This window comes from Thalassovita mediterranea, from assembly GCA_019448215.1.
Classification (GTDB): domain Bacteria; phylum Pseudomonadota; class Alphaproteobacteria; order Caulobacterales; family Hyphomonadaceae; genus Henriciella.
The window spans coordinates 894,518-908,267 of the sequence record CP080408.1 but is presented as its reverse complement, the minus strand read 5'-3'; the positions used below and the strand labels follow the sequence as shown (position 1 = coordinate 908,267).

Sequence of the window (13,750 nt, the reverse complement as noted above, 5' to 3'; positions counted from 1 at the left end):
TCTGAGGAAGCCTGTAAGACCGCTCTCATGATGCTTGATACACCCGTCTACAAAATCCTGAGTGCCGCGGACGACGAACGTGCCCGCGAGCTTGGCCATACCGATACTGATCTCGATGCCCGCGACGGCTATGTGCACCTGTCCTCGAAGGACCAGGTCGCCGAAACGCTACGGCTGCACTATGCCGGTCAGCATGGGGTCAGCCTCTATGAGTTCATCGCAGAGCGCCTCGGCGGCGATGTGAAATGGGAGGCGTCCCGCGGCGGAGATCTGTTCCCGCACCTCTACGGCACGCTGCGCCTGTCAGATGCACAGCGGCGCTGGACGCTCGAAACAGACGACCAGGGCAATCCCGTCCTGCCAGAAGAGGTACGCTAGATGGCACTCTCATCGATTGGCGCCCGCTTCTTCCGCACCATGCCGCCTGAGGCAGCACACACGGCTACAATCCGGGCCTTGAAGACCGGTGTCGGCGTACCGCGTATCAAGCCAAAGCGCTGGAACACGCCGGTGACCCTGCCAAAATCAGGCCTTCGCCTCGGCAACCCGGTCGGGCTGGCCGCTGGCTTCGACAAGAATGCCGAAGTGTTCACGGCAATGTCCCACTTCGGGTTCGGCTTTGTCGAATGCGGAACAGTGACCCCGCGCCCGCAGGAGGGCAATCCGAAGCCGCGCCTCTTCAGGCTGAGTGAGGACAAGGCGGTCATCAACCGGATGGGCTTCAACAATGAAGGGCTCGATGCTTTCGCCCAGCGCCTTCGCCATGCAGACCGCGCGTCTTGCCCGGTCGGCGCGAATGTCGGGGCAAACAAGGACAGCGACGACCGCATTGCTGATTACGAAGCCGGTATTGCGGCCGTCTATCCGCTGGCGGGCTACATCACGATCAACATCTCGTCTCCGAATACGCCGGGGCTTCGCGGGCTGCAGGACAAGGGCGCGCTGGAAGCCTTGCTGACGAGATGCGGTGAAGCTGTCGCCATGGCGCATGCTGAACTGGACGACGCAGGCCAAACGCCGCGAAAGCCGGTCTTCCTGAAACTTGCGCCAGACCTCGATGAGCGGGCTATCAATGACATCATTGCGGTCGTCCGTGGCCCGGGAAGCTGGCTGTCGGGGCTGATCATCTCCAACACGACGCTGGAGCGCCCCGAGACCCTGCAGAGCGAACACAAGGCGGAAGGCGGCGGCCTCTCCGGCGCGCCTCTCTTCACGCCGTCTACGCAGGTGCTCCGTGCGTTCGCGCGGGAGCTTCTCGGTGAGTTCGACCTGATCGGTGCGGGCGGCATCTCGAACGGCGCGGAGGCTTATCAGAAGATCCGCGCAGGTGCGCATGCCGTGCAGCTCTATTCAGCGCTGGTCTATAAGGGGCCATCGCTGGTGGCGCAGATCAACAAGGACCTTGCCGCAAGGCTCTATGCCGACGGCTTTACGTCTGTTGAGCAGGCTGTCGGGGCTGACTTTCGCTGACCTTGGCAATCATTGACGGCAGGTATACGCCGAGTGCGGCTGCCCGCCAGACATACATCGTCAGAAAAGCAATCCAGACGCCCGTATTGGCGAAGGCATCCTTCAGAAGCACGTCTGTCCCGACATAGAGAATGGCGGCGACGACGCCCGCGTTTCGCAGCGCCTTGCCCTGCGTCGCGCCAAGGAAGAAGCCATCGAGTTGCCAACAGGCCAGACCGATAAGCGGCACCGCAGCGCAATAGGGCAGGTAGGCCAGCGCCACGGCGCGGGCGTCTGCATCCGCCACGAAATTTTCGATGATCCAGCCGCCGCCAATGAAATAGGCGAGCGTGATGACGATGGCGCAGGCGAGCGCGATTTCGGTCGTCAGGCGCATGGCGCGCATCAGGCGCGCACGGCTTCTCGCGCCATAGGCTTCGCCAATCTCCTTCTCGGCGACGAAGGCAAAGCCATCCAGAACAAAGGCCGATACCGACACGAACTGGAGAAGAACTTCATTGCCAGCCAGCGTCGCGGTGCCAAGGCTCGCGCCTGAATTCACGAACCAGGCAAAGCAGAACAGCAGCGCCAGTGTCCGGATGAGGATGTCGCGGTTCGCATTGATGAGGGCGGCCAGCCGCTCACGGTCAAACAGTTTGCCGGAACGCGAGAAGCCCTTGCGCACGAGGACCAGCCCGAAGGCGAGCGCGACCCATTCAGCGATGGCTGTGCCTGCACCAATCCCGGCTGGTCCCCAGCCAAGGCCTGCGACGAACCAGATATCGAGGGCGGCATTCGTGCCGTTCATGACAATCTGGAAGGCCAGCAACTGCCCGGTCTTCCCCGTGCCCAGCAGCCAGCCGGTAATCGCATACCCCATCAGGACGGCAGGTGCGCCCCAGACACGCGCGTCGAAATAGTCCCGGGCGAGCGACTTCACCTCAGGGCTCGCCTCAAAGGGCTGAAAGACGGCGAGCTTCAGGAGCGGTGACAGGATGAGAATTGTGAGACCAAGCGCCCCGCCGAGCAGAAGCGCACGCTGCAGCACGGTCTGCGCTTCCAGCCGGTCACCGCCGCCCGCTGCCTGCGCGGTCAGGCCTGTCGTCGACATGCGCAGGAATCCGAACGCCCAATAGAGGAAGTTCATCACCACAGCGGCAACGCCAACAGCGCCGAGGTCGAATTTGGTGCCGTAGAGACCCATGACTGCCGTGTCGACAATGCCGGTCGATGCGGTCGCCGCCTGTGCCAGCATCACCGGCACGGCAAGCGCAACGACCTTTGAGCGGGTGAGGACGGCATCTGACATGGCAAGCGGCTTATGGCGCTGGACCCTGCTTGACAATCAGCCGCCTGCCGACATCTCACCCGTCATGGCGCTGCCGATCGTTCATCACCCTGACTATGACGCTGAGAGCGTGCCGGACAGCCATCGCTTCCCCATGCGCAAATACTCGCTGCTTGCCGACCTCTTGCGCGCGAGAGGAGAGACATTTGCCGTGCCCGCACATGCCCCCGAACGCTGGCTGCATCTTGCGCACGACCCGTCCTATGTGACGGCGGTGCTGACCTCTTCTGTGGACGCGAAAACGGCGCGAAAGATCGGCTTCGAGATGACGCCAGCCATTGCCGCGAGGACGCGCGCCTCTGTGGGCGGCACATGTCTTGCCGCCCGGCTCGCCGTCCAGCATGGCGCGGCGGTCAGTCTTGCGGGCGGCAGCCATCATGCAAGCTATGAAAGCGGGGCAGGCTTCTGCGTCTTCAACGATGTCGCCGTCGCCGCGCGGGTCGCTCTGGAGGAGGGACTTTGCCGCAAGGTCGCGGTCATCGATTGCGACGTGCACCATGGCGATGGCACGGCCAGCATCTTCGTCGAGGACAACCGCGTCTTCACCGCGTCCATGCATTGCGAGGACAACTGGCCGCGCATCAAGCCGCCATCCGATCTCGACCTTGGCCTCCCACGCGGGGCAGGGGACAGCGACTATCTCGACGCGCTGGATGGCTTTTTGACCACTATCTTCAGCCGCGCAAAGCCGGACCTCGTTTTCTACAATGCTGGCGTCGACCCTCATCAGAATGACCGTCTGGGACTACTTTCGCTGAGCGATGATGGCCTTCGAGAGCGTGACCGCAGAGTTGCGGAAGCCTGCGCCAGACGCGGCATTCCACTCGTCGGTGTGCTCGGCGGCGGCTATGAAAAAGACGCCGCTGCCGTCGCGCGCAGGCACAGTTTCATGGTGGATGCACTTGCAGCTGCAACTGCGCCTGAAGGGCGAAGTGCCTTTTCTTCGCCTCAATAATCCTTAACGACTGTTAACCGGCAATACTGCTAAGCAATCAGACTGGAGCACCTGCGGGATGTTTGGGCTGGCATGGACTGACTGGCAACTGTGGCTGGTGGTGGCGGGTATTATCCTGCTCCTCTACGTCGGGCGACCTTATCTGCACGGGCTGTTTCGCGGGATCTTCTTCGGTCTCGCCTATGTCCTGCGGGATGTTGCAAGACGCCTCGAGAATGCCAGCAATAATATCTATCGCCAGTACATAGAGCTCGTCGCCTCGCACACCGCCGAAACGCTTGAGCAGCGGCTTGTCAGCCAGGAAATGAAGCTGGAAAAGCGCGCGCCGGAAATAGACCGGCGCATCAGCGGCATTGTCGACAAGCTGGACACCAACCAGTCCGACCTGTCCGAGACGCTTGAGGCTTTCCGCGCGGTAGACCTTGATGAGCGCACCCTGGAAACGGTGCGCAACCGCATCGAGGCAAACGGCAATGGGCAAAGCCGGGCCAAGCTCGCCAGCGCAGCCTCCGATGTGCGCCGCGCCGTAAAGGAAGAGCTTTCGCCGCTTCGTCCGCAGATCAATGCCCTGCGCTCTGAACTCAAACCGATGGCGGAGAACATCACCCGTCTTCGGTCAATCTCGAACGAGCTCAGCCGGTCTTCGAAGCAGATCAACAAGGATCTTGCGACGTTCGAAGAGTGCATCCATCCCGACTATGAGCACCGCCGCGAGGCGGCCCAGCGCCAGTCCATCCTGATCCCGTGGCTGCTTTCGCTGCTTGTCATGACGGTGGCGCTGACCGGCGTATTCCTGAACTTCTTCCTGATCCAGCGCCCGATGGCAGAGATTGTCGGCGACGACCTCCAGGTTCTGGGTGTCGGCCTGCCGACGGCGGCGGCTCTAGTTGTCATCTTCCTCGAGGCAGTTGCTGGTATCGTCCTCATGGATGCCGCTGGGATCACAAAGATCACGCTCATCTCGACCCTGCCGCGCATCCACAAACGCGTTCTGCTCTATGCAGCCTTCGCCTTTCTTGCGGCCTTCTCTTTCTTCGAGGCCATCCTCGCTATCCAGCGCGAAGTCCTGATCGGCATCGACCAAGAAACAACCCGCAGGGCGCTCGGTGAGCTACCTGCCGACGAGGCTGGTGAGACCGGCGGCATATCGCTCACCATGATCGGGCAGATGATACTGGCCATCCTGATCCCATGGTTGCTCGCTGTGGCAGCCATTCCGCTGGAGACGGTGGTGCAGAACTTTATCCTGATCCTGCGCCTTGTCATGCACCAGATCACCATGTTCCTCGCATTCATCTTTGCGATCCTCGCAACCGTGCTGAAGGCTCTCGGTCTGTTCGTGCTGAGGGTGTACGATCTCTTGATCTTCCTGCCGCTTACGGTGGAAAAGATGTTCAGGCGGATCCGCGCGCCTGCGCGCAAGAAACAAGCTTCTGGAGCGACATGATTACCAAGACCCTCAAGGCGCTGACGGCTGGGCTTATACTTGCAGGCATTTCGGCCTGCGGGGCTGTCACTTCCAACTCCAAGGCTGTCTTCATGCTGGTGGACGCGTCAGGCACCTATGTGCGTGAAGTGCCGGATGCGGTCGTAACAGCGAAGCTGCTGACCTCGAAGCTGAACTCGAATGACATGTTCGCCTTCGGCGAGATCGGCTCCTGCAGCTTCACGGACAATAGCCTCGTTGTGCGCCGGACCCTTCCCGGCACGCCGAGCGAGGCGGCCTATGCCAAACAGGATGTTTTCGAAAGCCTCGAATTCTATGCAGCGAACGTCCAGCCGACGGGCTGGACCGACATCAAGGGTGGTCTTCGCTATGCGGCGGCCGAACTGGAACAGTCTGAACAGGCAAGCCGCTACATCGTCGTCGTCTCTGACCTCGTCGAGGATGTTTCGCCCGAGTGTGATACGAGTGGTCTGGAGCTCGACCTCGAAGGCATCACGGTGATCGTCACGAACGTCACGCGCTCAGACCGCGACGCGTCCGACCCGAACGCCTATTTTGAGCGCCTCGAAGCCTGGGAAGCGCTGGTTGAGGATGCTGGCGGCACCTGGGTGCACGCGAACTCCCGCGACCGGCTGCTGGAATACATGTTCTAGGCGCGCATAGCGCCGCTGGCTGACGCTTCCATATTGATGAATGGCCCCGACTCCCGCGAAGGATAGGGTATGTCCGTCACAAACTCCGAAATCGCATCAGAGACGCCGCTTTCCCTGTTGAAGCGGGTCTATGGCTATGACGCTTTCCGGGGGCTGCAGGCTGACGTCATCGACGATGTGATGGCGGGCCGTGACACGCTGGCCGTGCTGCCAACAGGCGGCGGCAAGTCGCTCTGCTACCAAATACCCGCTATCCTGCGCGACGGCGTCGGTCTCGTCGTCTCGCCGCTCATCGCGCTGATGGCAGACCAGGTCGATGCGCTGAAGGCGCTCGGTGTGCGCGCTGAGCGGCTGGATTCTTCGATGGCGCCTGAAGACAAGCAGGCCGCGCTCGAAGCGGCGCGCCGCGGCGAGATGGATATGCTCTATGTCTCACCAGAGGCGCTTGGTACCGGCCTCGCTGGCGTTCTCGTACGGCTCGGCGTTTCGGTGATTGCCATTGATGAGGCGCACTGCGTCAGCCAGTGGGGCCACGACTTCCGCCCGGATTACCGCGCCCTGAGCCGCTTGAAGCAGCTTTTCCCGGGCGTGCCGCGTATCGCCGTGACGGCGACGGCCGATGAGCGCACGCGCGATGATATCCTGCATGAGCTCGACCTCACCTCCCCGCAGGTCCATGTCGCGAGCTTCGATCGGCCGAACCTGACGCTCGGCGCAGAACCGAAAGCCGGAAAGCGCGCCGACCGCGTGGCGTCTCTCGCAAAGGCCCATTCCGGCGAGAGCGGCATCGTCTATGCGGCCACGCGCGATGCGACCGAGATGCTGGCTGAAAGCCTGGAGCGGGCAGGTCTTTCTGCGCTGGCCTATCATGCCGGCCTCGACCCGGAAGTGCGAGCAGAGCGTCAGCGCCGCTTCCTGCTTGAGGACGGCATCGTCATGTGCGCCACTGTCGCCTTCGGCATGGGCGTCGACAAGCCAGACGTGCGATTTGTCATCCATGCTGACCCGCCAAAGACGCTGGAAGCTTATTGGCAGGAAGTTGGCCGCGCAGGCCGCGATGGAAAGCCTGCCGAGGCCTTTGCGCTGTTTGGCCCGGCTGATATGCGCCGCTCGATCAGCTGGACGGTCGAAAGCGATGCTGCCGAAGAGGTCAAGCGTGTCCAGCTTACGAAGACGCGGCAACTGTTCGCGTTCCTGAATGGAACGGAGTGTCGGCGCGGCGCTGTGCGACGCTATTTCGGCGAGGAAAATGTCGCCCCGTGCGGGGAGTGCGACAATTGCCAGCGCGAGCCGGGCGAGGGGTTCGACGCAACGCGCTTTGCCCAGATGGCAGTCTCCGCCGTCATCCGCTGCGGGCAGCGTATCGGACGTGGCCGACTCATCATCCACCTTACCGGATCTGCTCGCGACGGCTTCGATGAGGACCTCGCACAGCTGTCTACGTACGGAATTGGAACTGACTTGTCGAAACAGGGCTGGAGCGCCGTCTTCGACGAGCTTCTCTTCTCAGGCCTCCTTGCTGAGACGGGTGATGCGATGCGGCCGGTCCTTGCCGTGCCGGACCAGGAAGCGGCCCGCGCGCTCTTCAAGGGTGACCGCGAAGTCTGGCTGCGCACGGATCCCAGCCAGCGCAAGACCACACGCAAGCGCTCTGGGATGGCGGCTGCGGCAGTTCATGATCTTTCCGAGCGCGACCAGTCCCTCTTCGAGGCGCTGCGCAACTGGCGTCTAGAAACAGCCAAGGCCAAGGGCGTGCCCCCTTATGTGATCTTCCACGATCGGACCTTGGCCGCGATCGCGGCAGAGCGGCCTGCATCAGGCGATGAACTTCGCAATATCAGCGGCGTTGGGGAAAAGAAGGCTGGCCGCTACGCCGATGATATCGCTCGGATTGTGGCTGAAGCCGCCTAGCACCGGCGTTTGCCGCCATCCATCTCTTGCCGCTTCGCCTGCGCTGCTTAGGTTTGGAGCATCCAATTCTATCAGGGGGACGAATGCCCAGCGAAAGAACCAAGGCTTCTGTTGTCGTCAGGAATGCAACGCTCGACGATGTGCCGGCAATCGCCGCGCTCGTCCTGAAAGTGTATGGCCGACCGGCCGATGGCTACACGCCGGGCATGCTGCGCGGGCAGATATCTTCCTTTCCAGAAGGCCAGTTCCTCGTTGAGTATGACGGCGAGATCGTCGGCTATGCTGCGAGCTTTCTCGTCTCTGAAGACCTGGCGCTGAAGCCGCATGACTGGATCGAGATTACCGGCAATGGCTATGCCGCCCGGCACGACCCGGAAGGCGACTGGCTCTACGGTATGGAAGTCTGCGTCGATCCTGAAATCCGCCGGACCCGGATCGGCCAGCGCCTCTACAATGCACGCCAGCAACTCTGTGAGGACTGGGAACTGAAAGGCATCGTCTTTGGCGGTCGGATGCCGGGCTGGAAGCGCAAGCGCAAACAGTATCCGAATCCGGAAGACTATGTCGAAGCGGTCAAGGCGCAGAAGATCACCGACCCGGTCATCCGCTATCATCTACGCGCGGGTTTCGAGCCGATTGGCGTGCTTCACAACTATCTCGAGGAAGACACCGACAGCGGCGGCCACGCCACGCATATGGTCTGGCGCAACCCTTATGCGGTCGAAGTAAAGCCTGCCAACAAGGTCTCCTACGCCGTGAAGGAGCGCGTGCGCGTCGCGACCGTTCAGGTGCAGATGCGGGCGGTCAAAAGCTTTGAAGAGTTCATGAGCAATGTCGAATACTTCGTCGATGTCTGCTCTGACCGGCGCGCCGATTTCGTCGTGTTCCCGGAACTGTTCACCCTCCAGCTCCTTGCCTTCGAGAAACGCAAGCTCAGCCCGGCAGAATCCATCGAAGCGCTGACCCGCTACACGCCGCGCTTCATTGAGGAGATGCGGGAGCTCGCCATCTCCTACAACATCAACATCATCGGCGGATCGCACCCGACCCGGACCGATGATGGTGACATCCAGAACGTCGCCTACGTCTTCCTCCGCAATGGCTCTGTCCACGCGCAGGAGAAGATCCATCCGACGCCGGATGAGCGCCACTGGTGGAACATCAAGGGCGGCGACAGTGTCGATGTCATCCCGACCGATTGCGGCCCGATCGGCGTGCTCATCTGTTATGATTCAGAGTTTCCGGAGCTTGCCCGCCGCCTGACCGATGAAGGCGCGCGCATCCTGTTCACGCCGTTCTGCACCGACAGCCGCCAGGGCTATCTTCGCGTGCGCTACTGCTGCCACGCACGTTGCATCGAGAACCAGCTCTATGTCGTCACATCCGGCTGCACCGGCAACCTCCCGAACGTAGAGAATATGGACATCAACTATGCCCAGTCTGCGATCCTGACGCCGTGCGACTATCCTTTCGCGCGCGAAGGCATCGCAGCAGAGATTGCAGAAAATGTGGAAGCAGTCGTCATGGCTGATCTGGACCTTAATGACCTCAATTTCGCCCGGTCGGAAGGCACGGTCAGAAACCTTCGCGACCGCCGGTTCGATCTCTACCGCGTAGCCTGGAAGGATGGCGGTTGAAGCTTCCAGCGCTGAGCGAGAACAAACCGCTCAGGCTTGGCAGCCTTATGCTGCTCTATGCCGCTCAGGGCGCGCCTGAAGGGCTGCTCTACATCGCGATCCCCGCATGGTTCGCGGCGCAGGGCGTCGGGGCCGATGCCATTGCAGGCTATATCGCGATCATCCTGCTGCCTTGGAGCTTCAAGCTCTTCAACGGCATCCTGATGGACCGCTATACATGGGCGCCAATGGGCCGGAAGCGGCCCTGGCTGATCCTGGCTCAACTCATCCTGATCGGCAGTCTTGTCTGGTTTTCAGGTCTCGGTGAGCCGACCGAGGCGCTTCTCTGGTTTGCTATTGCTGGCTTTGCGGTGAACTTCGCAGGGGCCTTTCAGGACGTCGCCATCGACGGGATGGCTATCGACATACTGGGTGAGGAAGAGCGCGCCACGGCCAATGGCCTGATGTGGGGTGGCAAGACGCTCGGCACTGCGGGTTTTGCGTTTCTGACGGGGCGTCTCATCAGCGATGAAGGCCATGCACTCGCCGCGATCGTTACGGCGGCCTTCGTCGCGGTCGTCATGCTGCTTCCCCTGCTTCTGAGAGAGCGCGCCGGTGAAAAGCTGATGCCGTGGAGCGAGGGGCAGGCCTCCACACACACCCAGTCAGTGCAGGTTAAACGCTGGTGGCCACTCGTGACGGGCGTATTCAAGGCGATGAAGCGGCCCGCCAGTCTCGCCCTCGCAGCAGGTATTCTGGTCGCATTCCTGGCCTACGGCCTGAAGACGGCCTTCTCGCCAACGCTTGCCGTGCAGGAGCTCCAGTGGGACCGGGGTCTCTTCACCGACAGGGATGCGACTGCGGACCTTCTCGGCGGTCTGTTCGGCATCTTCGTGTCGGGCTGGCTGGCCGACAAGGTTGGGCCACTTCGCGCGCTCGGCGGGGCGCTTATCGGCATGGCGGTGCTCAACGCGGCAGCGACCGCGATGTGGCAGGCCGAAGGCTTCTATTTTGCCTATTTGCTTCTCTACAGTGTGCTGTTCGTGCTGATGTCGGTCTGCACTTACGCCATCGCGATGGGCCAGTCGCGCGGCAGCGTGGCGGCGACGCAATTCTCGATCTTCATGGCGCTGCTAAACTTCGGCACCAGCATCGGCGCTGGGCAGCTTGGCTGGCTCCGCGGTGCAGGTGGCTATGAGGCAGCATTCGCCGCTTGCGCCGCCCTCAGCGCGATTGCGCTCGGCTTTTACGTACTCTCGGTCCGCCTCAATCGCGCGCTGGAAACCTCAACCGTCCTCAGCGACCAGGAAATGCGCCTGTAGGGCAGTGACGACCTTGTCCGGATCGTCGCCTTGCCAGGCCTCGGCCCGCACGCTCGCCATGCGCCGGCCAAGCTTGTGCACGATGGCTCGGGCATAGAGATCCTCACCCTTCGCGCTGCGCAGATAGTCGATTGTCAGATTGATCGGCTTTGGCGGGCGCTGCAAATCAGACTGAAGATAGACCTGCGCAACAGCAGTCAGTTCCAGAAAGGCACCCGTTGCGCCGCCATGCAGGGCATTGATGGCGCGGTTGCCAATAAACTTTTCCTGAAACGGCAGTCTGGCGATCAGCGTATCGCCGTCCGCCTCGAACTCCATGCCGATGAAGCGGGCAAATGGTGTGCGATCCAGAAAGGCCTGCAGCTGGTCAGCGCGTGAACTCATTTCTCGCCTCCCAGCACCTTGTTCGCGATGTCCATTGCCTCATTGCCGCTTGCCCAGCGGCTAATGTCGTTCAGCGCGAATGTGCCGGCGGCCGTTGCGATCACCTTGTCGCGGCTCTCATGATACGCCCAGGCATGGGTGAAGGCGACATTGCGGGTAACGTGATAGCACTCGGCCTCAGCCAGGATATCGCGGCCCTTGTCGGCTGGGCGCATATAGTCGATCCGAAGGTCCAGCGTCGCCATGGACATCGGCTTCGTGAGCGCCGTGTTGATGCAGACGCCGCTGAGATTATCGAGCAGCGCGGTCAGCACGCCGCCATAGATGACGCCCGTATCGGGGTCGCCGACAAGGTCTTCGCGCCAACCTACCTTTGCGAAGGCGCGGCCCTTTTCGATGCCGGTCAGCTCAAAGCCGAGCGCCTGCGCCCAAGGGACCGTCGACATGATCCGCCGGGCATTCTGCTGCATCAGCTTGAGCATCATGTCCTGACGCTCGTTCTCTTCGCTCATACCGGCCCCTCGCTGTTGCCGCGACGTGAAATTGACGCTGCATCCTAGGTCGATACCATCACGAAAAGCGAACACAATGAGTGACGCTGCGGGAGGAAAAACATGGCATTCGACGGACGTTCAAGCGGCAAGGCCTGTATCATCGGAGCGGGCTGCTCAGGCTTCACCATGGCAAAGCGCCTGAAAGACTATGGCATTGCCTATGACTGTTTCGAGATGTCGGACAATATCGGTGGCAACTGGTATTACCGTAATCCGAACGGACTTTCGTCCTGCTATCAGAGCCTCCACATCGACACGTCCAAATGGCGTCTCGCTTTTGAGGACTATTCCGTACCGGAAGACTGGCCGGATTTCCCGCATCACGCCCAGCTGCTCCAGTATTTCCACGACTATGTCGACCATTTCGGCCTGCGCGAGACGATCACTTTCAATACCGCAGTCGAGAAGGCAGAGCGGCGCTCTGACGGCGACTGGGACGTTACGCTCTCGACCGGTGAGACGCGGACATATCAGTGGCTCTTCGTAGCCAATGGTCACCATTGGGATGCTCGCACGCCGGAGTATCCGGGTGAGTTCAATGGCTATCAGGTTCACTCGCACCACTACCGCGACCCGTTCGAGCCTTACGACTTCCGCGGCAAGCGCGTCATGGTCGTTGGGGGCGGCAACTCCGCCATGGACATCTCTTCGGAGCTGTCCCAGCGCCCGATTTCAGAGAAGCTTTTCATCTCGATGCGCCGGGGCGTCTGGGTGCTGCCGAAATACATGAATGGCCAACCAGCCGATAAGGCGGTGTTGCCGTCCTGGATGCCGACCAAACTTGGGCGGAAGATGGCCCGCGCTGCGATCAAGAAACGTATCGGCAATATGGAAGACTATGGGCTGCCAAAGCCTGACCATGAGCCGCTCGACGGGCACCCGTCTGTCTCAGGTGAATTCCTGACGCGCGTTGGTTGCGGCGACATAACGCCCAAGGGAGCGATTGAAAAGCTCGACGGTGACGGTGTCGTCTTCAAGGACGGTACACGCGAAAAGGTCGACGCCATCGTCTGGGCGACGGGCTACAATGTGACCTTCCCATTCTTCGACGATGACCGCCTGAAGCCGGTTGAGAACAAGTTTCCGCTCTTCAAGCGCATGGTGAAGCCGGGCCTTGATAACCTCTTCTTCCTTGGGCTGGCGCAGCCTCTGCCGACCCTCGTGAACTTTGCTGAACAGCAGTCAAAGCTCTGCGCGGCGAAGATTGCCGGGGAGTATGAATACCCGCCAGAAGAAGAGATGAAGGAGATCATCAAGGAGGATGAGCAGTTCCATCTCGGCCATTTCTACGATGCGCCGCGGCACACCATGCAGGTCGATTTTAACGCTTACGTAAAGGATCTCATGAAAGAGATAGAGCGTGGGCGGAAGCGCGCAAAAGCCACCGCCTGATCTGGGTTACTGACCTCATGGATGGCTCTCATGCTGCGAACCGTGCTCGCATGCCTTACTGGACTGTTGCTGGCGACCGCCTGTAGTACGAAGCCTGCACCCGTCTCCTATCCGATGGATGGCCGGGTCGCGCCTCCAAGCGCGATCACGACCACTGCGAGCGTTAGCGCAGAGCAGGGGCCCTTCCAGCCAGATGCCGAGCTGTTCCTCTGCCCGAACAGCACCATCACGAATGCTTTCGAGTACGACGCCGACTTCCGGGTCCTGAACTTCAATCCGATCGTGCTGGTCGACGGGAAGGTCGTCATCGCCGCGGTGCCGACGAACAACGCTTGTATGACGTCGGGCTTCGGCCACCGGATGGGGCGCACGCATAAGGGGCTGGATGTGCGCTCGCGGCCCGCCGGCATGGTCTACTCAGCAGCGCCCGGCACGATCCGCGAAGCCAAGCGCAGCCCCAGCTTCGGCAATACGATCCTGATCGATCACGGGCAGGGCATCTTCACCCGCTACGCTCACCTTGCGAACATCGAGTCCGGCGTTGAAGCCGGTCAGGTTATCGGCTTTGGCCAGCCACTCGGCATTATGGGCACAACCGGCCGCAGCACTGGCGTCCACCTTCATTTCGAAGTGTTGACCGGTAGCTATCCAAGCGGCCTGACGGCGCACAATCCGCTTTCCTTCCCGGCCTATTTGGCGCAAAGCGCGTCATACTGATA

Annotated in this window: 13 protein-coding genes; 10 read left to right on the top strand and 3 right to left on the bottom strand. The window is 61.3% G+C overall.

All coding sequences use genetic code 11. The annotated features are described in order from the left end of the window. Window positions 1-27 precede the first annotated feature (27 nt). Window positions 28-378: a DUF952 domain-containing protein gene (locus KUV46_04350; protein ID QYJ01630.1), complete on the top strand. Its 351-nt coding sequence runs from the start codon at window positions 28-30 to the stop codon at window positions 376-378. Continuing rightward, window positions 379-1,470, top strand: a complete 1,092-nt coding sequence (locus KUV46_04345; GenBank protein QYJ01629.1) for a quinone-dependent dihydroorotate dehydrogenase — start codon at window positions 379-381, stop codon at window positions 1,468-1,470. Here KUV46_04345 and KUV46_04340 read toward each other — a convergent pair. After that, a complete protein-coding gene (locus KUV46_04340; protein QYJ01628.1) occupies window positions 1,430-2,758 on the bottom strand; it encodes an MATE family efflux transporter in 1,329 nt (442 codons plus the stop codon). The two genes, KUV46_04345 and KUV46_04340, sit on opposite strands and share 41 nt — an antisense overlap. Between KUV46_04340 and KUV46_04335 the strand changes: the two genes are divergently transcribed. The 6 genes from KUV46_04335 to KUV46_04310 all read left to right on the top strand — a co-directional run bounded on the left by KUV46_04335 (window position 2,757) and on the right by KUV46_04310 (window position 10,701). Beyond that, window positions 2,757-3,752: a histone deacetylase gene (locus KUV46_04335; protein ID QYJ01627.1), complete on the top strand. Its 996-nt coding sequence runs from the start codon at window positions 2,757-2,759 to the stop codon at window positions 3,750-3,752. The two genes, KUV46_04340 and KUV46_04335, sit on opposite strands and share 2 nt — an antisense overlap. A gap of 58 nt (window positions 3,753-3,810) precedes the next feature. After that, complete coding sequence (locus KUV46_04330) at window positions 3,811-5,199, top strand: hypothetical protein (GenBank protein ID QYJ01626.1); 1,389 nt, start codon at window positions 3,811-3,813, stop codon at window positions 5,197-5,199. Further along, on the top strand, window positions 5,196-5,852 hold the full coding sequence (locus tag KUV46_04325; GenBank protein QYJ01625.1) for a hypothetical protein: 657 nt from the start codon (window positions 5,196-5,198) through the stop codon (window positions 5,850-5,852). The genes KUV46_04330 and KUV46_04325 overlap by 4 nt, the downstream gene beginning before the upstream one ends. Before the next feature lie 69 nt (window positions 5,853-5,921). Next, complete coding sequence (gene recQ, locus KUV46_04320) at window positions 5,922-7,763, top strand: DNA helicase RecQ (GenBank protein QYJ01624.1); 1,842 nt, start codon at window positions 5,922-5,924, stop codon at window positions 7,761-7,763. Window positions 7,764-7,846: 83 nt separating this feature from the next. After that, complete coding sequence (locus KUV46_04315; GenBank protein QYJ01623.1) at window positions 7,847-9,400, top strand: GNAT family N-acetyltransferase; 1,554 nt, start codon at window positions 7,847-7,849, stop codon at window positions 9,398-9,400. Beyond that, window positions 9,397-10,701 (top strand): MFS transporter, encoded by a 1,305-nt coding sequence (locus KUV46_04310; protein QYJ01622.1) that lies wholly within the window; start codon window positions 9,397-9,399, stop codon window positions 10,699-10,701. The genes KUV46_04315 and KUV46_04310 overlap by 4 nt, the downstream gene beginning before the upstream one ends. Here the strand turns inward: KUV46_04310 and KUV46_04305 are convergent. Both KUV46_04305 and KUV46_04300 read right to left on the bottom strand, forming a co-directional pair. Further along, on the bottom strand, window positions 10,666-11,085 hold the full coding sequence (locus KUV46_04305; protein QYJ01621.1) for a PaaI family thioesterase: 420 nt from the start codon (window positions 11,083-11,085) through the stop codon (window positions 10,666-10,668). The two genes, KUV46_04310 and KUV46_04305, sit on opposite strands and share 36 nt — an antisense overlap. Beyond that, window positions 11,082-11,570, bottom strand: coding sequence for a PaaI family thioesterase (locus KUV46_04300; protein ID QYJ02345.1), 489 nt, complete (start codon window positions 11,568-11,570; stop codon window positions 11,082-11,084). Before KUV46_04300 ends, KUV46_04305 begins: the two co-directional genes overlap by 4 nt. Window positions 11,571-11,699: 129 nt before the next feature. Between KUV46_04300 and KUV46_04295 the strand changes: the two genes are divergently transcribed. Next, the gene (locus KUV46_04295) at window positions 11,700-13,031 is read left to right on the top strand and encodes an NAD(P)-binding domain-containing protein (GenBank protein ID QYJ01620.1); all 1,332 of its coding nucleotides are present in this window, start codon (window positions 11,700-11,702) and stop codon (window positions 13,029-13,031) included. 30 nt (window positions 13,032-13,061) lie between these two features. Then, window positions 13,062-13,748, top strand: a complete 687-nt coding sequence (locus tag KUV46_04290) for a M23 family metallopeptidase (GenBank protein QYJ01619.1) — start codon at window positions 13,062-13,064, stop codon at window positions 13,746-13,748. The last annotated feature ends 2 nt before the right edge of the window (window positions 13,749-13,750 follow it).